The 18,046-nt window shown below is 63.1% G+C and carries 18 protein-coding genes; 11 read left to right on the top strand and 7 right to left on the bottom strand.

The annotated features are described in order from the left end of the window. Nucleotides 1–207: Hpt domain-containing protein (locus tag PMI42_RS04010; protein ID WP_008130814.1), on the bottom strand; the 207-nt coding region annotated here is incomplete at its 3' end. Between the two features lie 418 nt (nt 208–625). After that, nucleotides 626–1,105, bottom strand: a complete 480-nt coding sequence (locus tag PMI42_RS04015) for a response regulator (protein ID WP_008130815.1) — start codon at nt 1,103–1,105, stop codon at nt 626–628. 435 nt (nt 1,106–1,540) lie between these two features. On the opposite strand from PMI42_RS04015, the gene PMI42_RS04020 reads away from it, so the two are divergent. From PMI42_RS04020 to PMI42_RS04035, 4 genes are all read left to right on the top strand, one after another. Further along, complete coding sequence (locus PMI42_RS04020; RefSeq protein ID WP_008130817.1) at nt 1,541–2,251, top strand: Crp/Fnr family transcriptional regulator; 711 nt, start codon at nt 1,541–1,543, stop codon at nt 2,249–2,251. A 192-nt stretch (nt 2,252–2,443) separates the two neighbouring features. Continuing rightward, nucleotides 2,444–3,142, top strand: a complete 699-nt coding sequence (locus tag PMI42_RS04025) for a Crp/Fnr family transcriptional regulator (RefSeq protein WP_193376318.1) — start codon at nt 2,444–2,446, stop codon at nt 3,140–3,142. 155 nt (nt 3,143–3,297) lie between these two features. Continuing rightward, nucleotides 3,298–3,675: an Hpt domain-containing protein gene (locus PMI42_RS04030; RefSeq protein ID WP_008130820.1), complete on the top strand. Its 378-nt coding sequence runs from the start codon at nt 3,298–3,300 to the stop codon at nt 3,673–3,675. Nucleotides 3,676–3,865: 190 nt separating this feature from the next. Next, on the top strand, nt 3,866–4,114 hold the full coding sequence (locus tag PMI42_RS04035) for a hypothetical protein (RefSeq protein WP_008130821.1): 249 nt from the start codon (nt 3,866–3,868) through the stop codon (nt 4,112–4,114). 53 nt (nt 4,115–4,167) lie between these two features. Here the strand turns inward: PMI42_RS04035 and PMI42_RS04040 are convergent, their stop codons facing one another. Then, complete coding sequence (locus PMI42_RS04040) at nt 4,168–4,782, bottom strand: helix-turn-helix domain-containing protein (protein WP_008130822.1); 615 nt, start codon at nt 4,780–4,782, stop codon at nt 4,168–4,170. A gap of 341 nt (nt 4,783–5,123) precedes the next feature. Between PMI42_RS04040 and PMI42_RS04045 the strand changes: the two genes are divergently transcribed. The 3 genes from PMI42_RS04045 (at nt 5,124) to PMI42_RS04055 (ending at nt 8,536) form a co-directional block, all read left to right on the top strand. Further along, entirely contained in the window at nt 5,124–6,287 is a 1,164-nt protein-coding gene (locus tag PMI42_RS04045) for a hypothetical protein (protein WP_008130823.1), read from the top strand. 325 nt (nt 6,288–6,612) lie between these two features. Then, nucleotides 6,613–7,038 carry a hypothetical protein gene (locus tag PMI42_RS04050; protein WP_008130824.1) on the top strand — a complete coding sequence of 142 codons (426 nt, stop codon included), beginning with the start codon at nt 6,613–6,615 and terminating at the stop codon, nt 7,036–7,038. Nucleotides 7,039–7,321: 283 nt separating this feature from the next. Further along, nucleotides 7,322–8,536, top strand: a complete 1,215-nt coding sequence (locus PMI42_RS04055; RefSeq protein ID WP_008130825.1) for an EAL domain-containing response regulator — start codon at nt 7,322–7,324, stop codon at nt 8,534–8,536. Nucleotides 8,537–8,547: 11 nt separating this feature from the next. On the opposite strand, the gene PMI42_RS04060 is transcribed toward PMI42_RS04055, so the two are convergent. Beyond that, a complete protein-coding gene (locus PMI42_RS04060; RefSeq protein ID WP_008130826.1) occupies nt 8,548–9,408 on the bottom strand; it encodes a DMT family transporter in 861 nt (286 codons plus the stop codon). Nucleotides 9,409–9,515: 107 nt separating this feature from the next. Here PMI42_RS04060 and PMI42_RS04065 point away from each other — a divergent pair, with 107 nt between their 5' ends. Further along, complete coding sequence (locus PMI42_RS04065) at nt 9,516–10,970, top strand: aminotransferase-like domain-containing protein (protein ID WP_008130827.1); 1,455 nt, start codon at nt 9,516–9,518, stop codon at nt 10,968–10,970. Between the two features lie 298 nt (nt 10,971–11,268). Beyond that, on the top strand, nt 11,269–13,473 hold the full coding sequence (locus tag PMI42_RS04070) for a Z1 domain-containing protein (protein ID WP_202802801.1): 2,205 nt from the start codon (nt 11,269–11,271) through the stop codon (nt 13,471–13,473). A 47-nt stretch (nt 13,474–13,520) separates the two neighbouring features. Here the strand turns inward: PMI42_RS04070 and PMI42_RS04075 are convergent, their stop codons facing one another. From PMI42_RS04075 to PMI42_RS04085, 3 genes are all read right to left on the bottom strand, one after another. After that, nucleotides 13,521–14,117, bottom strand: coding sequence for a GDYXXLXY domain-containing protein (locus tag PMI42_RS04075; RefSeq protein WP_008130830.1), 597 nt, complete (start codon nt 14,115–14,117; stop codon nt 13,521–13,523). Next, nucleotides 14,114–15,385 carry a DUF2157 domain-containing protein gene (locus PMI42_RS04080; RefSeq protein ID WP_008130831.1) on the bottom strand — a complete coding sequence of 424 codons (1,272 nt, stop codon included), beginning with the start codon at nt 15,383–15,385 and terminating at the stop codon, nt 14,114–14,116. Before PMI42_RS04080 ends, PMI42_RS04075 begins: the two co-directional genes overlap by 4 nt. Before the next feature lie 121 nt (nt 15,386–15,506). Further along, a complete protein-coding gene (locus tag PMI42_RS04085) occupies nt 15,507–16,427 on the bottom strand; it encodes a LysR family transcriptional regulator (RefSeq protein WP_008130832.1) in 921 nt (306 codons plus the stop codon). A 139-nt stretch (nt 16,428–16,566) separates the two neighbouring features. Between PMI42_RS04085 and PMI42_RS04090 the strand changes: the two genes are divergently transcribed. Together PMI42_RS04090 and PMI42_RS04095 are read left to right on the top strand one after the other, a co-directional pair. Beyond that, on the top strand, nt 16,567–17,580 hold the full coding sequence (locus tag PMI42_RS04090) for an ABC transporter substrate-binding protein (RefSeq protein WP_008130834.1): 1,014 nt from the start codon (nt 16,567–16,569) through the stop codon (nt 17,578–17,580). Then, a partial coding sequence (locus tag PMI42_RS04095; RefSeq protein ID WP_008130835.1) for an isochorismatase family protein occupies nt 17,580–18,046 on the top strand: 467 nt, incomplete at its 3' end. The genes PMI42_RS04090 and PMI42_RS04095, both read left to right, overlap by 1 nt.

Raw genomic sequence — 18,046 nt, forward strand, 5'->3', positions numbered from 1 at the left:
CATCAGCGTCTCGCCGGCATGCGCCAGCGCTTCGAGCCGCGGCAGGCCGAGGAAGCCGCACGTACCCTTGATGGTGTGGACCAGGCGGAAGATGTTATCCAGGATCTTGGCGTTGTTCGGCTCCTGCTCGAACTTCACCAGCTGATTGTCGACGGTGTCCAGGCTCTCGCTGGTCTCCGTCAAGAACTCCCGCAACAGATCATCCATGAGCTACGCCTTACTGAGCTGGACTTCGACGCCTGAGCCACGCTTGGCATCGACGGAAGCCCGCATCTGGATCGTTAGACATCCCCTTTCACGGTCCCGTTAATTTCATCCTCCGTGCTAATACGGATATTGAAGACAAGTTTGCCGTTCGGCTGCGTCCGACAGCGCTTTTCGGCAAAACCTCCGCGGAGGCGTGACGGGGCGAGGCGTTAGGTAAACGCGCCGATAACGGCGGAAGGACGCGCGAGAAAAACCCTGCCTGGAAAGCACGATATGCGCGGCCCGTCTGAAACCGCAGCAGGCCAGCCGCAATCGCCCGTGCTCGCGCGACCGGTGCATCGCACGCTGCCGAGATCCGCCAGGCCCGCTCTTACGGTAAACGAACCCTTACCCCGTAACAGTTGCGGCCGGCGCCGCGCTAACCCAGGCGGGCCGCGGAGGCCGCGTCGGCGGGACGGTGCTCCGCGAGACAATCATTGATGGCGGCGAGCAGCGCGTGCGGCGTGAACGGCTTGCGCAGGCAGCGTGCCGCGCCGAGCTCCAGCGCCATCCGCAGGAAATCGGGAGCGGGCGAGTTCAGATTCGCGAAAGCGTAGCCGGACATCGCGATCAGCGGAATGGCGGGCGCCCGCTCATGGAAGATCCTGATCGATTCGAACCCGCGCATGTGCGGCATGAAGATATCGATGATCATCAGATCGAACTGTTCGTGCTCGAGCGCGCGCAAGCCTGCTTCGCCTCCTTCGGCAATGGTCACCCGAAAATGGTTTCGCTGAAGATAGACCTCGATGGCCATGCACACCATCGGATCGTCGTCGACAACGAGAATATGGCGCAGACATTCTGTCCCCGTTTGAGTATCCCGTTTCGGCGATTCAATAATTGAACCGTGGGGCACGCCTTTCTCCTCTGGTTTGAATCGAACGTTTGACCGTCGCGAACGTCATTGCGGCAGCCGGGAAGGCGAAGAGGATGGGCGCGACATCTGCGGCCGCGCGGCGCCATGATTCAAGGCAAGGCCTGGCCGCTATCATCACTCGTCCAATGGACGAGGTTGCGCGGCTCGGCCGGCGTCCGATGACGGCACCGATGCAGTGGTTCCGGCTCATGCAGGCCCCCTTGCCGCTTTTTCCCGCACGCTCCTTGCGAGACCTGCGCACAGCTCATGAGCGAATCAGCGCGCCGTTCTCATTTCCGCCGCAAATGCGCCAGCCTGTCTGCCCCCCAACGGGTATATGGACGGCACCACAACCTGTATAATATGATTGCGATGCCGTGCAACTGGATAACGAGTCGGACGCGGCGCCCCTCGAACGCGTCGGATTGATCCTGCATGACCTTCAGCGGCCACCTGGCCAACCAGTTGCTGCAAATGCTCGAGGCCGCGGATTTCGAGCTGCTGCGCCCTCATCTGGCGACCGTTGCAATGGTCAGGGAGTCTGTCTTGGGTGAGGCGGGTACCGCGCTGAGATACGTCTACTTCCCGCATGGCGGATCCGTATCGATCACGGTGGGCATGTCCGAGGGACAAATGATCGAGATCGCGATGCTGGGCCGCGACAACGTCGTGGGCGGCGGTGCGGCGCTCGCTGACGGGATCGCGCCGGCGGACGCCATCGTGCTATTCCCGGGAACTGCTTCCATGCTGGAAATAGCGGCCTTTCGCGCCGTTGCCGCCGCAAGCGTCCCGTTTCGCCGCCTGATGATTCGCCACGAGCAGGTCCTGCTCGCACATGCACAGCAATCATTGCTCTGCAACACGCTGCACCCGGTCGAGGCACGGCTGGCGCGTTGGCTCCTGCGCGCCCGCGACCTGTCCGACAGTGCAATCCTCCCGCTGACGCAGGAAGCGCTGGCGCAGATGATGGGCGTGCGGCGCAACGCGATTTCCCTCGTCGCGCATGCACTCCAGCGCGCCGGCATCATTCACTACACCCGCGGGCAGATCGAAATCGTCAATCTGCCTGCGCTGGAAACCACCTCCTGCGACTGCTATTCCGCGGTCAAGGTGGTCCATTCGCGGCTGCTCGGAGTGCGGCCGTGACGAGAGCTCAAGTCCGCCGGTCTGCACGCCACAATACCCACCTTGCCGCAGCGGGGACTATCGCCCCCGGACATCTTGTCCCAATTGCCAATATATCCCGACGGGAACATGATGGAACTTACCCGTGCCGGGATCGTCAATTTCGCTGACACGGGCCTCTGGCTGACAAGACGGGAGGCAGCTTTGGAGACGATGGCGCGTCCATCCAACGGTTTCCTGTCCGCGCTGTCGGCGGACGATTATGAATTGATCCGCCCCTACCTGCGCACGGTCGACCTGCCGCACGAGGCCGTGCTGGTCGAGACCGGCGAGACGCTCAAGCGCGCCTACTTCCCCCACCGTGGCGTCATCTCGCTGGTGGTGAAGCTCGCCAAGGGCGAGCATGTGCAGGTCGCCATGATCGGGCGCGACAGCCTGCTCGGAACGCTCTCGACCATGGGCGATGCCTGCGCGCTGAACACGGCGATCGTGCTGGTTCCCGGCACCGCCTCCGTGATGGACCTCGACCGGCTGCGCGTTGCGGCCGACCAGAGCGGCACCCTGCGGACATTGCTCACGCGTCACGGGCTGGCGGTCTATGCGCAGGTCCAGCAGACTGCGGGCTGCAATGCGGCTCATCCCGTGGAGTCGCGGCTGTCGCGCTGCCTGTTGCATACCCATGATTTGTCGGGCGATTACCGGCTGCTGCTGACCCAGGAGGCCATGGCACAGATGATCGGGGCGCGGCGCAACAGCGTGTCGCTGGTCGCCAACACCTTGCAGCAAGCCAATTTCATCCATTACAGCCGTGGGCACATCCAGATCCTGAACCTGGACGGCCTGCGCCAGACGGCGTGCGAATGCTACGCCACCGTGAAGGCCCAGTACGATCGCCTGCTCGGGCCGCGCTGACCGGCGCAGCCGCTTTGGTAAACCGGCCGCTAATGCCGGCCCGCAAACACCTGCTGTCCTGCTACCGAAACTGAAATTCAAATGCCGTAGACACGGGTCCACCTCGCGCCGGACACACCGCGCGACAACGAACCGTGACCAAGGCAGGCAAAGCCATGTTCGAAGTGACCGTTGCGCCTGCGCAGGGAATGCGCGATGCCGAGCCCGCGCGCGAGCCGGGCGCCTATGCAGCGCTGGTGCGCGAGATCGGCGAGGACGGCGCCGGTGAAGTGCGCGCCGTGTTCTGGAGCGAGACCTCGGCCCGCCTGCAACTGTTCCGCACGCTCTCGCTCGCGCAGCAGTCCGCCAAAATTTCGCGCGAAGCCCATTCGCTCAAGAGCGCGGCCGCCACGTTCGGCTATGTCAGGCTCGCGGGCCTGGCGCTGCGGCTGGAAAACACCGCGGAGACGCTTCACGACGCCGAATTCCGCGATCTCCTGGACCGGATGGATGCGGCCTACGCCGCCGCCCGCGCGCAGGAGCCGCAGGCCTAGCCGTCTGGCGTCCGGAGGCGCGAAGCGCGAGCCTGGACGCGATAGCTTTTAGGCTGCTGCGCTCTTCACCAGCCCAACGCATCCGGCGGTAGCAAAGGCCGCGCGAAACCCGCCGTACTTCTACGGTTTAGGATTTTCACAGATGGCTAATCATAGATGGCGATAGTCGCGGGAAACCAGGAGGGTTTCCATGTTCACCTACGAGACTGCGGACCAGAAGGAGGTCCGTCGCTTCCGCATCGCCCAGTTCAACGGCCGCATGGCGACGGTGACGTCTGGCGAGTCGACGGTGACCGGCTTCGTGCGCTCGGTGCTGGAGCAGGAATCCAGCATGCCCCCCCGCTGGACCATCACGATCATCCCGAACGCGCCGAAGGAAGACCTCAAGCCATTGCGGCCGGTCTCGCGCGCGCGTCCCTTCGCTGAAGATTATTTCTGAAGCCGACCGGGTTTCTCCAGGCCGCGCCGCCACCGGCGGCGCAAGACAGAACCTCAATCGATCGAATGCAGCAGCGCCGCGCGGACCAGGTCCGCGGTGTTGCGCGCCCCGAGCTTGCGCATCGCCTCGGCGCGATGGCTCTCGAAGGTGCGCGGGCTGATCTGCATCCGAAGCGCACCCTGCTTGTTGGAATAGCCCTCGCTGATGAGCCGGAGCACCTCGCGTTCGCGCTTGGTCAGCCGCTTCTGGCCCGACAGCTCGGCGCTCGGCATGCGCTGGGCCTGCTGTGCGCGGGCAGCCTTCGCTTCGGCGTCCTCGATCCGGGACGGGATCGGCAAGCTGCCCTTGTGCGGACCGGCGAGCTGCTTGACCAGGCCGCAAACGCGCTCGGTCTGGGCCAGCGCATTCTCCACCACCCGCTGCAGATAGGCACGGTCGCCTGTCACGGGCGCAAGCTGATCGCTGTGATGCTTGATCTCGCCCATGTAGAGCAGGAGCGCAGTGAGGGGCCCGTTGAGCTCGCGGGCGATGGCGGTCGCCATCTCGTCAGCGGCCTTGGCGCGGGCGGCGTTCAGGCGGACGAAATCGAGCTCTTCAGATGGAGCAGTGCTGCTTTCGTACCATTCCGACGGCCGCGAATCGGTGGCCGTATCATTCTGTGACCCCATGTGACCTGTTTAGCGGAACCTGGGCCGATCTATGGTTAACTTTTTGCTCCGTAAGACTACGGTGATTTTGGCGGATTTACGCTAAAACCCCGGCGCAGGCACAATTTATGCTTGCACATCAGTACCGTTGACTATGTCAGGGTTGATAAATCTGCTCAGATCATGGGCAGACCGGGTGAGAGCCCCTTAACGATCGCCGCAATGCCGGCGTCCGCGGCCCCCGGATTTTACGGATAAATTAACGGCGACTTGCTTTTCTAGATCACGATTGAGAGCGCGCAAATGCCTCCACGCATTGGGCCGGGTCGGCCTGCTGGAATCGTTGCGGAAGATTGCGTGCCATGAACGAGATCGATCGACTATCGGAATTCCTGCAGAGGCTGACGCCGCTGTCGCGCAGCTGCCTGCTCAGCGAGCTCGAGCGGCTCGAGCTGTGCGGCATCGACATGCCGGGCTCGGCTGACGTCCAGGCCCGGCTTCGCGCCGAGTTTCGGAAGGACGGATCGACCCAGGCACGCGCCACCAGCCCCTCACGCTACTTCTTCGCGCCGCTCGAGCTGCTGCTGATCGACGGCGCGCCCGAGCATCCCAACATGGGGCGGATTTCGCGCAACACGCTCACCCCGATCTGGGAATGGATCTGCCGCGACCTGCTGCCGACCATGGCGCGCGACTACATCAAGGCGATCAACGACCAGGTCAGCGCCAACAACCCCAAGGAAGTGCTGAAGATCGCATCGACCTTCCAGACCAAGGTGGTCAAGGTCCTCGAGAACACCCTCGCATCGGCGGAGAGCACCGAGCTCGCACGCGGCAAGCTCGCGCAGTACACGGCTTCGCGCACCGCCTTCGACGATGTCAGGAAGATGCAGCATGTGCTGCGGGCCGGCGACGCGCTGCCGAAGTTCAACGAGAAGCTGCCCGACAAGATTGCGAAATTCGACGACGGCCAGGTCGCCCAGATCACCGCGCAGCTAGACGCCTTCAGGAAAGTCCATCCCGATGCGCTGCCCTTTGCGCTGGCGCTGGTGGCGCGGCGGCTGAAGACGTCCTGGCAATTGGTCCGCCTTGCCACCAAGGCCGCCGCGAGCAAGAGCCCGGCCGACGTCGCTGCGACGCCCTATGCCTGCGTCGTTCCCATGGTGCTCGACCGGCTCGACGACAAGCGCCTCGCCTTGCGGATCGCACTCCGGCACAACCGCGTGCTGGTCGCCCGCGACCTGCTCGCGGAGGTCTACGATACCGAATACGCGCTCAAGGTCCGCATCGACGGCATCGAACATTGCGAATGGGGCATCCGGCTCCGGCAATTGATGGACGCGATCGCGGCGCTGGTGGCCGCCGAGGTCAGCCGCTTCCCCTCCAATGTCGGCCACATCCTCGGCTCGCGCCGGCTGCGCAGCCACGACACGCTCGGCGGCAAGCTCTCCTATCTGGCCTGGAAGGGACGCGATGCTGTGCAGGATGGCGCGGCGGCGTTTCGCAAATTGATCGGGCAGACCTGATATCGCGCAACTAACGCGGCAGGCACAGGAAGCGATCCATAAATCGCCCTGACAGCACGAATCTGAACCACCAAGACATCATTCGCCGCATCGACATAGCTGTAATCCTCGACAGCCCACCACCGGCTGGACGGAGCAATAGCGCAGATGCGGCAATGCACATGTGATGTGCTTCACACTCGTGCCGGCACGCTCGCGCGCATTGTCGCAGAACCGTCACGAGCGGCGACGAAACATGCGCGCATCGCGCGAAAATGAGTTCTTCCGCCGCGCATGCCCGCCCTATTCTCCGATCCATCGCACGAGCATTGGGAAGGAATCCGCGATGAGATCGAACCGACGGACGTTGACGGTGGTGGCCTTGCTTGCAGGCGCGCTGGCGCTGACATCGACGACGATGGCACAGACGTCGCCGCCGCAAGGCAATGCGGCGCCGACCGCCGACAACGCGGTGTTGCTCACCGTGTTCTTCAAGCACGACCAGTCCCGCCCGTTGAACGAGCTGAATGCACAGCTCGAGAAGCAGGGCTACTACAAATCCTTCCCGCCGCCCGGCGTCGAGGTGGTCAGCTGGTACGTGATGATGGGCATCGGTCAGGTGATCACGCTGCGTCTGCCGGCCTCTCGCCTGCGCGAAGTCAATCGCGTCATCGAAGACAGCGCGTGGGGACCCTACCGCACCGAGTTCTATCCGACCTACGACTACAAGGCGGTCGGCATGGCCCAACACGAGAAGGCCACAAGCAATTGAGGCGGGCGTTATCCAATTGGGCGAAGCGCGTACGACTTCGTCCAATTGCAGGACACCGGCGAGGACCGCAGCCAAACTGCTCGCCACGAAATCCTGCATGATTGTCGCACCGTTCACGCTTGCGCGCCTTCAGACGTAAAAACTTCCGCAACGAGATCCGAACAATTTTAGAAATGATGCGGGCTTTAACGTTACCCAGATAATTCAACGATCGACTGAAGCCCTCCATATTTGAAACTGCTCACGTCGCTAACACACCGACACGGAACGGGAGTGGTTTGCGATGGACGATGGACTGGTTGAACTCGCCGGACGGAGGCCCAAAACCTTCGGACGGCGAAAGGTGACGCCGCGCGCCTGCGTGGCCGACAGCAAACGCCATTTGCGCGCCTTCATGAGCGAGGTGCTGGAGGATCTCGGCTTCGTCACCAGCGAATGCGCCGGCGCCGATGAGTTGCAAGCGATGCTGACGAGCGAGCTGCCGGATCTGATCCTGCTCGGCATCGCCGCCGACGGCATCGAGCCGGGAAGATTTCTCGAAATCCTGGTGCGCGAGGCCTTCGACGGCAAGGTTTTGGCGGCGGGCGCCCGCGAATCGATCATCCTCAAGGCGGTGCAGCAGGTCGGCGAGGAATATGGCCTTGCGATGCTGCCGCCGCTGACGACGCCCTTTGCCGCGGAGACCCTGCGCGAACGCGTCGCGATGCTGTTGCCGGAGGAGCCGGCACCGAGCCCGGCCGTGCATGTCGGCGAAGCCCTGCATGCCGGCTGGCTCGAGCTCTGGTACCAACCCAAGATCGACGCAAAGACGCTGATCCGCAGCGGCGCCGAAGCATTGGTGCGGATGCGGCATCCGACCTGGGGCGTGGTGCCGCCGGCCTATTTCATCCCCGAAGAGCACGACCCGCACTTCCGCGGCCTCTCGGAATTCGTGATCGAGCGCGCCGTCCAGGACTGGCACTACCTGCTGGAACGACAGAGCCAGGTCGATCTCTCGATCAATCTGCCGGCGTCGTATCTGAAGGAGCCGCAAGCGGTGCGCGATCTCTGTCGCCGCGTCCCGACGCATCCGGCCTTCGGCGGCCTGACGATCGAGATCGACAGCGAAGAGGCGATCCGCGACCTCGATCTCCTCGCCGAGATCGCGCACGAGATGCGCCTGCACAATATCGGCCTGTCGATCGACAATCTCGGCGCCAACTGGCCGGAGCTGATGGATCTGGACAGGATTCCCTTCATCAAGCTGAAGGCCGACCGGCACTTCGTCACCGGCAGCGGCAATGACCGCCTCAAGCGCACCGTGTGCCGCCACATCGTCGAGCTCGCGCAGGGCTATGGCGTGCGCGCCATCGCCGAAGGCGTCGAGAGCCGCGCCGACCTCGTCGCGGCGAACGAGCTCGGCTTCGACCTCGTGCAGGGCTTTCTGTTCGGCAAGCCGATGCCGTTGAAGAAATTTGCGCGGAGCACGCTGACGCGGACGGTGATGGATCCGGCCTGAGGCGCAGAGCCTCAGGCAAATCGCCGCGCAAAGAACACGCAGACGACCACGAGCGCGGTGGCGGCGATCATGCTCCAGGCGACCGGCTCATGCAGCAGGAAGCCGGCGAGCGCGAGGCCGAAAAACGGCTGGAGCTGCTGCAGCTGGCCGACGCGGGCGATGCCGCCGACAGCAAGGCCGCGGTACCAGAAGATGAAGCCGACGAACATGCTGAAGACGGAGACATAAGCGAGCCCGATCCAGGCGGGCACGCTGATGCCGCTCCATGTCGGCGGCCATGTCAGGATCGCGACCGGCACCATCAGCGGCAACGCGAGCAACAGCGCCCAGGAGATCACCTGCCAGCCGCCAAGCCGGCGCGACAGCGCGGCGCCCTCGGCATATCCGAGCCCGCACAGCACGATCGCGGCGACCATCAGCAGATCGCCGGTGACTGACGCCGAGCCGTCGCTGGAGAGCGCGAAGCCGACCACCGTGGCACTGCCGAGGATCGCGAGCAGCCAGAACAGCGGCTTCGGCCGCTCGCCGCCGCGCAGGACGGCGAAGATCGCGGTCGACAGTGGCAGCAGGCCGATGAAGACGATCGAATGCGCCGAGGTGATGTGCTGGAGCGCGAGCGCGGTCAGCAGGGGAAAACCGACCACGACGCCGATGGAGACGATGGCGAGCGAGGCGAGATCCTTGCGTTCGGGTCGGCCCTGACGGAGCAGGAACAGCACGGCCACCCCGATCAGGGCCGCGATGACCGCGCGCGCCGACGTGAGGAACAGCGCGGAGAAGCCGCCAACCGCGACGCGGGTCGCCGGCAACGAGCCGCTGAAGATGATGACGCCGAGAAGCCCGTTGCCCCAGCCGCTGCCCGCAGATTGCATGTCCGTCTCGCTTGTTGGGTGGCGATGCTCGGCTTTTGGCGATGGCGAGACCAGCGACAATCCAGTACAATCTGGCCAAACTGTATGGATATGGAAGGTGATACACTTTGGATCGCGGGGCGCAGGCAAGGGGTCGCAGCGGCACGCGCACCATCGACGTGATGAGCGCGATCCGCGCCAAGGTCGCCGGCCGCGCCCTCGGTGCCGGCGACCGCCTGCCCTCGATCCGTGGCCTTGCGACGACGATGGGTGTTTCGCCGTCCACGGTGGTGGAGGCCTATGACCGGCTCGCGGCCGAAGGCCTGATCCGCGCGCGCCGCGGCTCGGGCTTCTACGTCTCACCGACCGTCATGCCGCCGCTGGCATTGACCGAGGTCGAGCCCCGCCGCGATCGGGCGGTCGATCCGTTCTGGGTCTCCAGGCAATCGCTCGATGCCGACGAGAGCGTGCTCAAGCCCGGCTGCGGCTGGCTGCCGCCGGCGTGGATGCCGGAGGCCGCCTTGCGCGGCGCCATCCGTGCGCTCGCCCGCACCGACGCGAGCGTTATGACCAATTACGGCTCGACATCCGGCGCGCTCGCGTTGCGCCGGCTGCTGCTCACGCGTCTCGCCGAGGACGGGATCGAAGCCTCGATCGGGCAGCTGATGCTGACGGGCTCGGGCACGCAGGCAACCGATCTGATCTGCCGCTTCCTGCTCCGCCCGGGCGACACCGTGCTGGTGGACGATCCCTGCTATTTCAATTTTCGCGCGCTGCTGCGGGCGCATCAGGCGAGGATCGTCAGCGTGCCTCACACGCCGACCGGCCCGGACATCGCAGGCTTCGAGCAGATCCTCACGAGCGAACGTCCCAGGCTCTACATCACCAATTCAGCGCTGCACAACCCGACCGGCGCGACGCTCTCGCTCCAGACCGCGCACCGGCTGTTGACCGTGGCGGCCGCACATGACCTCACCATCATCGAGGACGACATTTTTGGTGACTTCGAGCCGGAGCGCTCGCCGCGCCTTGCCGCGCTCGATGGATTGAAACGCGTGATCCGCATCGGCAGCTTCTCCAAGACGCTGTCGGCCTCGATCCGCTGCGGCTACATCGCGGCGCGCGCCGACTGGATCGAGCATCTCGTCGATCTCCAGGTCGCAACCAGCTTTGGCGGCCCGAGCCCGGTCGCGACCGAGATCATCGCAAAGGTGCTGGCGGGCGGCAGCTATCGCAAGCACATGGACGATGTCAGGCAAAAGCTCACGCGCACCCGTCGCGACATTGCACGCAAGCTACAGGCGCTGGGCATCGAACCCTGGCTGATGCCGCGCGGCGGCTTCTTCCTCTGGTGCCGTCTTGCCGACGGGCAGGATGCCACCGCCGTTGCGCGCGCCGCGCTTGAAGAGGACGTCGTGCTGGCGCCGGGCAATGTGTTCAGCGTGTCGCAGACGGCGTCGAGCTTCATGAGATTCAACGTGGCGCACATGAACGAACCACGGACGTGGGACGTGCTGCGACGGGCGTTATTAGCGAGAGCTACTCCCGCCGACTGCTCAACGCATCCATCGCTCAAATCGTAGGCCGTCGCGCCGCAAATCTGCTTTCTTTAACCAGGCATGAGAATCGGCGCGAAAACTATCAGAGAGCGGCGTTGATTCAGGTCGGCAAGTACGAGCGGGAAGCGCGATAAATCGAAGCCCCGTGCGGCGTCACGCTTTAGACTTACGTATCAGCCACATTTGCTGGCTCAATCTCTTCAAGCCCTTGACGAAGCTTAATCGTTCTAATTGAATTCGACATTTGAGGCACGCAACGGACGAGCGAATCCGTATTGCGGCCCGCAATACTTTTGACCCAAAAAACAAATTGCGGAGCGGGATGAAAATGCCAACTACACCTCTGAACCTTTCAGGCTTCTTCTACCCCGCCTATCAATCGGCAAATCCATCATTCAGCATGGAAACATTCAAATGCGCGGAGGAGACAGTCCAAGAACTTGTCGATTTGACCACTACCTCGGACCACCCCGGGATGCTCTTGGGCAAAGTCCAGAGTGGCAAAACTAGAACATTCATCAGCGTATTGGCTCTGGCGCTCGACAACAGCTTCGACATCGCTATCATTCTCAGTAAAAATTCTCGAGCGCTAATTGAGCAGACGTGCAAGCGCGTGAGAAGCGAATTCAAGACGTTTGTCGACGAAGGCGAGATTGCGGTTTACGACATAATGCACGCACCAGAGCGCTTCGGCGCCTTCGAACTCGAATCAAAGCTAATCTTTGTTGCCAAGAAGCAGGCTGACAATCTCAATCGTCTGATCGACCTTTTTGCCCACAGCCCAGCAATGACTGGCAAACGAACACTTATAGTCGATGACGAGGCCGACAGTGCTTCAATAGGCTATTCAAAGAAGGGAGGATTGGTCGAAGCGCGGACAATTGCCTCGCAGATTAGCTCATTGAGATCAACCATTGCCCAGTGCTCATTTCTTCAAGTAACTGCGACGCCCTATTCGCTATATCTGCAACCACCCGAAATCGAAGTCGCCAATGTAATGGCGTTTAAGCCGACACGCCCCGCGTTTACCAAGCTGGTACCGGTTCCGGATGGGTACGTTGGCGGCGAAACTTACTTTGGCGAAGCAGCGCGTAGTGAGGCCGATACGCTCGAAAGCTTGATCCACCATACGGTCGATCACAACGAATTCCCTCGCCTAAAGAAGAAAGACCGACGAAGCTTGGATCCTGACGATGTTCTAACGTCGAATAAGATTGAGGGCTATCGAGCCGCAATCGTTAACTTCATCGTTGGCGGGACAATCCAGCGCATCAATGGCAGGAACTCTGGCCTGAAAGACAAGCGGCTTCGATACTCATTCCTTCTCCACTCAGAGTCGGGCCGCGAAGCCCACGCATGGCAAGAGACAATTACCCGGACAATGGTCGCAAATCTACTATTGGCAGCTACCAATGGCGACCCCATTTTCGTCGATCTCGTAACTGCAGCGCATGCAGACTTATCACGATCTTTGTCACTCGACTCCAAGCCCATTCCACAGCTGTCGGACGTTCTTACAGCGACCGCAGAGGCGTTGCGTGATGAACATGTGACGATTACAAAGGTAAACTCGGACGATGATGTTGCAGCTCTCCTCGATGATTCAGGACAGTTAAAACTGAGAAGCCCACTAAATGTATTCATCGGAGGGCAAGTCCTTGATCGCGGAGTAACGTTGTCAAGCTTAATCGGCTTCTACTACGGCAGAAGACCTAATAAATTCCAGCAAGATACTGTACTTCAACATTCGCGGATGTACGGCTATCGTCGAGCTGATTTGGCAGTTACGAGGTTTTATACTTCGCGAGCAATACGCTTCGCTATGGAGCAAATGGAGGAATTCGACGCCTCCCTCCGAGACACCGTCGAAGCCGGTGGCGACAGGGCAATTCAATTCATCCGCAAAGCTGCGGACGGCTCGATTGTACCCTGTAGCCCGAACAAAATCTTGGTAGCTACTACACAGACGCTGCGCCCGAAGAAGCGTATCCTGCCAATTGGATTTCAGAGTGGTTATCGAACAGGCTCTCACGGAATAGGAGCAGCGATCGAAGCCCTCGACGCCAGCATTGAAGCCTTATGTGGGTTTGGTAACGAACGCCCGACACTGGTACCGCTAAAGACCGCCGTTTACTTATTGAATCAGATCAAGCCAACCTTGGAATTTGCGGACGATGAGACGCCGGACTTTGATTGGCGCGCTGCAGAAGCAGTACTAACTCACCTCAGCCATCAGGCAGTCAATCCCGAGGATCGTGGCAAAGTATGGCTTTGGGCTGCGAGGGACAGAAATTCCTCTCGCTTTGCAAGTAGCAGCTCGCACGCAACGTTTATTGAGACGCCCGACTCTGAACGAACTGAAGGACAACTCGCCAAGCAGTTCGCCATTCAGCAGCCGATTCTGTTTTTACTCCGCCAAAACGGCGCTGAGAGTAAGGGATGGAGAGGAGCTCCATTCTATTGGCCGGTAATTCGCGCCCAAACTCACACACCGCCTGCCATCTATACGGCAGAGACGATAGACTAGCCATCAGCGCCACGGCACGTGCGTACACCGCGGTGACCGACCATCCGCTAGTACAACGGCTCCTCATACACCGGCTCGCCGTCGAGCAGGAGCCGCTTGATGGCGGCGCGGCCCGAGGGGAGCACGGCGGCGACGACGCGCAGCTTCTGCTGGTTGCGCGCCTGCTCGAGCTTCCTGCCCTCGCCTTCGGGCACGAAATAGCTTTCGAGACCGTACTTGATCTGGATTCTGTCGCAGAAGGTGCGGCTGGTCGACCCGCAGGAGTAGCTGACGCGTCCGCGGATCATGATTTCGGGTGCGGCGACCGCGACGGGCTCGGCGGAGACCGAGACGGCCTCGTAAAGGCCGTTGGCATTGGGCGCGAGCTTGACGAACACGATTGGATTGCGCGTTTCAGCGGTCTTGCCCGCAAGCGCGCCTGCCGGCACCTGCGAAATGTCGTAGCGGAGCACTACGTAATCGCCACGCAGGAGATCACGAGGATCGACCGGCTGGGTCTGCAAGGTCACCTCGCGGCCTTCGCGCAGGATCTGCATGCGATCGGCGACCATCAGGACCAGCAGCGCGCATTGAAACAGGACGGCGACGCCGAACAGCACGGCTTTCGGGATGCGTTGCCAAAACCTTGTGATGGATTCGATCATCGCTCAGCCCTCGGCAGCATGCGATTGAGCGCGGTGGCAAAGACGACCGCAATGATGCCGGCCGCCGCGAGGAAGGCCGAGCGGCGCAGCAGCGAACCCTTCACGGCCCAGGTGATCCCTGCGATCACGCCGGCGATCCCGAGCCAGCCGGCAATGACGCGCGGACGCACATCGTCGAGCATGCCGGAGACGACGAGACACAGCATGGCGCAAAGCAGCGCGGCATAAGCGAACCAGGGCTCGCCGGCCGCGGACGCCGGCCAGAGCGGCGCTGCGATCAGCACGAGCCCGATCGAACATGCTGCAATGATTTCGCCGGTGCGCCTGGTGATGCCGGCGGACGCGAGCGCGAGGATCACGCCCGCCGCCCCGCACAGGATCGCCCATGACGGCTGGGCAGGCACCGTGCTGGTCCGAAAGCGGATGAGGTCGTCAACCGTCGTCACCTCGAGAAACGCGGCGGTCGCCAGCGAGAAGGCGCCGTAAATCGACAGAACGCTCCCCAGCAAAAGCGCCCGCGACGAGCGCGTGGCCGCAATCGCGAGCCCGGCGCCGAACAGCAGGGCCGCACCGTTCGCGAGCACGAATGACGGCTGGGCACCATCGAGTTCGAATCGAAGCGAGGTCGCGATCCACCAGGGCAGCACCGCGACAGCGACGAGATGAGCGGCGACACGGGAATTCCACGCAAGCGCCAGCGCGGCGGCGATCAGCCAGACCGCCACGAAAGGAAGGTGCAGGGTATCGGGCGCGTCATAGCTGCGCATGCAGGTCCAGATGCAGGCGGCGACCAGGCCGACCGCGAGAGCGCCGCGCGAGCCGGTCAGCATGGCCGCGGCAAACGCGCCGATCGACCACAGCAGCATGCCGCCGGCAAAGTCGTCGCCGAGATGATACATCTGGCCGACCAGCGCGATGCCGGCACCGAAGATGATCGCGCCGATACTGGCGCAGAGATCGGCGAGAACATTGCGGCCCGTCGTCGCGAACCACGCGCCGAGGCCGCCGGCGACGGCCATGCCGGCGAGCAGGATCGCGAACCGCACCAGCCGCGCGATCTCCGTCCAGTGCGCCGCCACGAAAGCGAGAAATGCGGCCGCGATCAGCAGGCCGCCGACGATGCCGACGACCACGGCGATGTTGATACCGGGCGAAAGCGGCGGCAATGCATTGCGGATGCTGACGGCGGCCGCGGGCGCGATCACGCCATCGGCTTCCCATTTCGTTAGATCCGCTTCGAGGCGCTGCCGGTAGGTCTTGTCGAACATTGTCGTGAAACACCTCGCTCCCATGCCGGCTGGCGGGATGCTGTTGGTCGGGCCGCGACGATAGCAGGTTCAACCTGTCGCCGCTGCGGCTACGGGTCACGGGATTGACGATCGCTGCGCTTCAGCCGGCGAGCTTCTGCTCCCGGATCGCCTGCGCGCCCGCCAGGATGCCGCGCTGGAGCGCGCGTGCGGCCGGCGAGAGGTCGCGGCCGATGCGCCAGAGCAGATAGAGCTCGCGCTCGATCACGGGATCGACCAGCTTGCGCCAGGTCAGCACGGGATGGTCTGGCTCCGGCCAAGCGAGGCTCGGCAGCGGCGCAACGCCGACGCCGGCTTCGACCAGCGCCAGCAGCGTCGCCGGATGCTCGGCCTCATGGATCGGCGTGCCCTGGCCGAGCTCGGCGACGCCGCGCTCGATCTCGAGCCGGATGCCGGTACCCGATGCCATCACCACGAGGCCGGCTTTCGACGCCTCTGCCCAGCTCACGGCATCGCGGGCGTTCAGCGGATGATCGCGGCGCATCACAAGGGCAAAATTGTCGACGAGCAGGCGCGTGGCATCGAGCTCGGGGTCGTCGCCGGGCACGTTGGCGATGCCGAGATCGACATCGCCACCGCGCAAGGCCGCAAAGATCTGGTGACGCGAAATCTCCTTCAGCGTCACCGCGACCATCGGATGCTCGCGCTGAAATGCGGCGAGCACGCGCGGCATCAGCCGCAGCGCCACCGACGGCACGCAGGCCACCGTGACGTGGCCGCGGCGGTGTTCGCGCAAATCGCGCAGATCCTGGAGCTGGCGGTCGAGATCGGCCAGCAGGCGCTGGATGCCCGGCATGAAATCCGCGCCGACCTTGCTGAGCTGGAGTTTTCGCGTGGTGCGGTCGAGCAGCCGCACCCGCAGGTTTTCCTCGAGCTGGCGCACCGCCTGACTCACGGCGGATTGCGACATGCCGAGCGCGCGCGCCGCGGCGCTGAAGCTGCCGGTCTCGACGACGCGGACGAAAGCGCGGAGCTGTTTCAGGTCGAGCTGATCTATCAGCATAGCTTATAAATATATCTCTCTATTCCGGATTGTTAATGAAAATCTCCAATGCAAGGATTTTGGGCGAAGACCGGGGACGATCAACAATTAGGCAGACGGCGAGCTAACTCGTTGTTCTGACAAGCCAAAGGACTGGGACGTGATCAACAGACGCGACCTCGTGAAATACTCTCTCCTCGGAGCCGCCACGGCGCCCCTGGCCGGCCTCAGCACCCCCGGCTTCGCGGCCGGCAGCAAGGTCGCGATCGCCGAGGCGCTGCGGCTCGGCATGTACAACTCGCTTTATGTCGCGGCCGACAAGGGACTGTTCGCCAAGCACGGCCTCGATGCCGACCTCTCCACGGCCGGCGGCATCGCGCTGCCCGTGCCGATCCTGCTTTCGGGGCGCGGCAAGATCGGCGTGACCAGCCCGGGCATGTCGGTCAACGCGGTGCGCGAGGGCGGCAAGATCAAGAACATCGCAAAGATCGTCGGCGGCGTGTCGATGTGGGGCATCGCAAAACCCGACAGCAAGATCAGGACAATCGAAGATCTGCGCGGCAAGACCATCGCCACGCTGAAATTCCCGTCCTCCACGATTCAGGTGCCGACCTACGCGATCAAGACCATCGGCAAGTTCGATCCCAAGGAGGCCGGCGTGACTTTCCTCGAATTGCCGCCGGGCGCGCAGGCCGCCGCGGTGAAGGACGGCCGCGCCGACATCGCCACCGCCTTCGAATGGGACGTCAGCATCGCGGCCGAGCAGTTCGGCCTCGTGCCCGTGCTGTCCTTTGCAGATGCACTCGGCTCGCTCTGCTTCACCACGGCGATGGCGACGGAAGAGACGATCGCGGGCAATCCGGCCGCCGTGCAGGGTTTCTGCAACGCGATCGCGGAAGCGCAGAAGCTGATGCACGAGAACAACGCTGTTTTCACCGAGGTCGCAGAAAAGTATTTCCCGAAGGTCACGCCGTCGGTGGTCGCGAGCGCAACGAAGAACTTCTTCGGCTCGAAGACCGCGATCCCGCGCAACCCGACCATCTCCGCGGAGGAATGGAACCGCGCGATGCAGCTCGAACAGGGCGGCGGTGCGGTGCAGACCGTCCTTCCCTATGCGCAGATGGTGGACAACCGCTTCGCCGAGCAGGCCACCAGGCAGTTCGGTCTCGCGTGATGACAGTGAATACCTCTCCCGTGCGCGAACAGCGCTACGTCACGCTGCCGGCGCGGCCCGAGCCGCTTCGGCTTGCGGTCGACGAGACTGCGGTCGTCGTCGTCGACATGCAGAACGCCTATGCCTCGCCGAACGGCTATCTCGACCTTGCCGGTTTCGACATCGCCGGCGCCAAGACCGCGATCACAGCCATTCAGGACGTGCTGGGTGTCGCGCGCGGCGCCGGCGTTCCCGTGATCTTCTTCCAGAACGGCTGGGATGCCGACTATGTCGAGGCCGGCGGGCCGGGCTCGCCGAACTGGCACAAGTCGAACGCGCTGAAGACGATGCGCAAGCGGCCGGAGCTGCAAGGCAAGCTGCTCGCCAAGGGCGGCTGGGACTATGCGCTGGTCGACGATCTCCAGCCGAAGCCCGGCGACATCGTGGTGCCGAAGACGCGCTATAGCGGCTTCTTCAACAGCCAGTT

Source organism: Bradyrhizobium sp. YR681 (genome assembly GCF_000282615.1).
Taxonomy (GTDB): domain Bacteria; phylum Pseudomonadota; class Alphaproteobacteria; order Rhizobiales; family Xanthobacteraceae; genus Bradyrhizobium.

Excerpts from the sequence above, each read along its gene's own strand:
- PMI42_RS04020 (WP_008130817.1), top strand. The coding sequence starts at position 1,541 with ATGACCTTCAGCGGCCACCTGGCCAACCAGTTGCTGCAAATGCTCGAG.
- PMI42_RS04025 (WP_193376318.1), top strand. The coding sequence starts at position 2,444 with ATGGCGCGTCCATCCAACGGTTTCCTGTCCGCGCTGTCGGCGGACGAT.
- PMI42_RS04030 (WP_008130820.1), top strand. The coding sequence starts at position 3,298 with ATGTTCGAAGTGACCGTTGCGCCTGCGCAGGGAATGCGCGATGCCGAG.
- PMI42_RS04035 (WP_008130821.1), top strand. The coding sequence starts at position 3,866 with ATGTTCACCTACGAGACTGCGGACCAGAAGGAGGTCCGTCGCTTCCGC.
- PMI42_RS04040 (WP_008130822.1), bottom strand. The coding sequence starts at position 4,782 with ATGGGGTCACAGAATGATACGGCCACCGATTCGCGGCCGTCGGAATGG.
- PMI42_RS04045 (WP_008130823.1), top strand. The coding sequence starts at position 5,124 with ATGAACGAGATCGATCGACTATCGGAATTCCTGCAGAGGCTGACGCCG.
- PMI42_RS04050 (WP_008130824.1), top strand. The coding sequence starts at position 6,613 with ATGAGATCGAACCGACGGACGTTGACGGTGGTGGCCTTGCTTGCAGGC.
- PMI42_RS04055 (WP_008130825.1), top strand. The coding sequence starts at position 7,322 with ATGGACGATGGACTGGTTGAACTCGCCGGACGGAGGCCCAAAACCTTC.
- PMI42_RS04060 (WP_008130826.1), bottom strand. The coding sequence starts at position 9,408 with ATGCAATCTGCGGGCAGCGGCTGGGGCAACGGGCTTCTCGGCGTCATC.
- PMI42_RS04070 (WP_202802801.1), top strand. The coding sequence starts at position 11,269 with ATGAAAATGCCAACTACACCTCTGAACCTTTCAGGCTTCTTCTACCCC.
- PMI42_RS04075 (WP_008130830.1), bottom strand. The coding sequence starts at position 14,117 with ATGATCGAATCCATCACAAGGTTTTGGCAACGCATCCCGAAAGCCGTG.
- PMI42_RS04080 (WP_008130831.1), bottom strand. The coding sequence starts at position 15,385 with ATGTTCGACAAGACCTACCGGCAGCGCCTCGAAGCGGATCTAACGAAA.
- PMI42_RS04085 (WP_008130832.1), bottom strand. The coding sequence starts at position 16,427 with ATGCTGATAGATCAGCTCGACCTGAAACAGCTCCGCGCTTTCGTCCGC.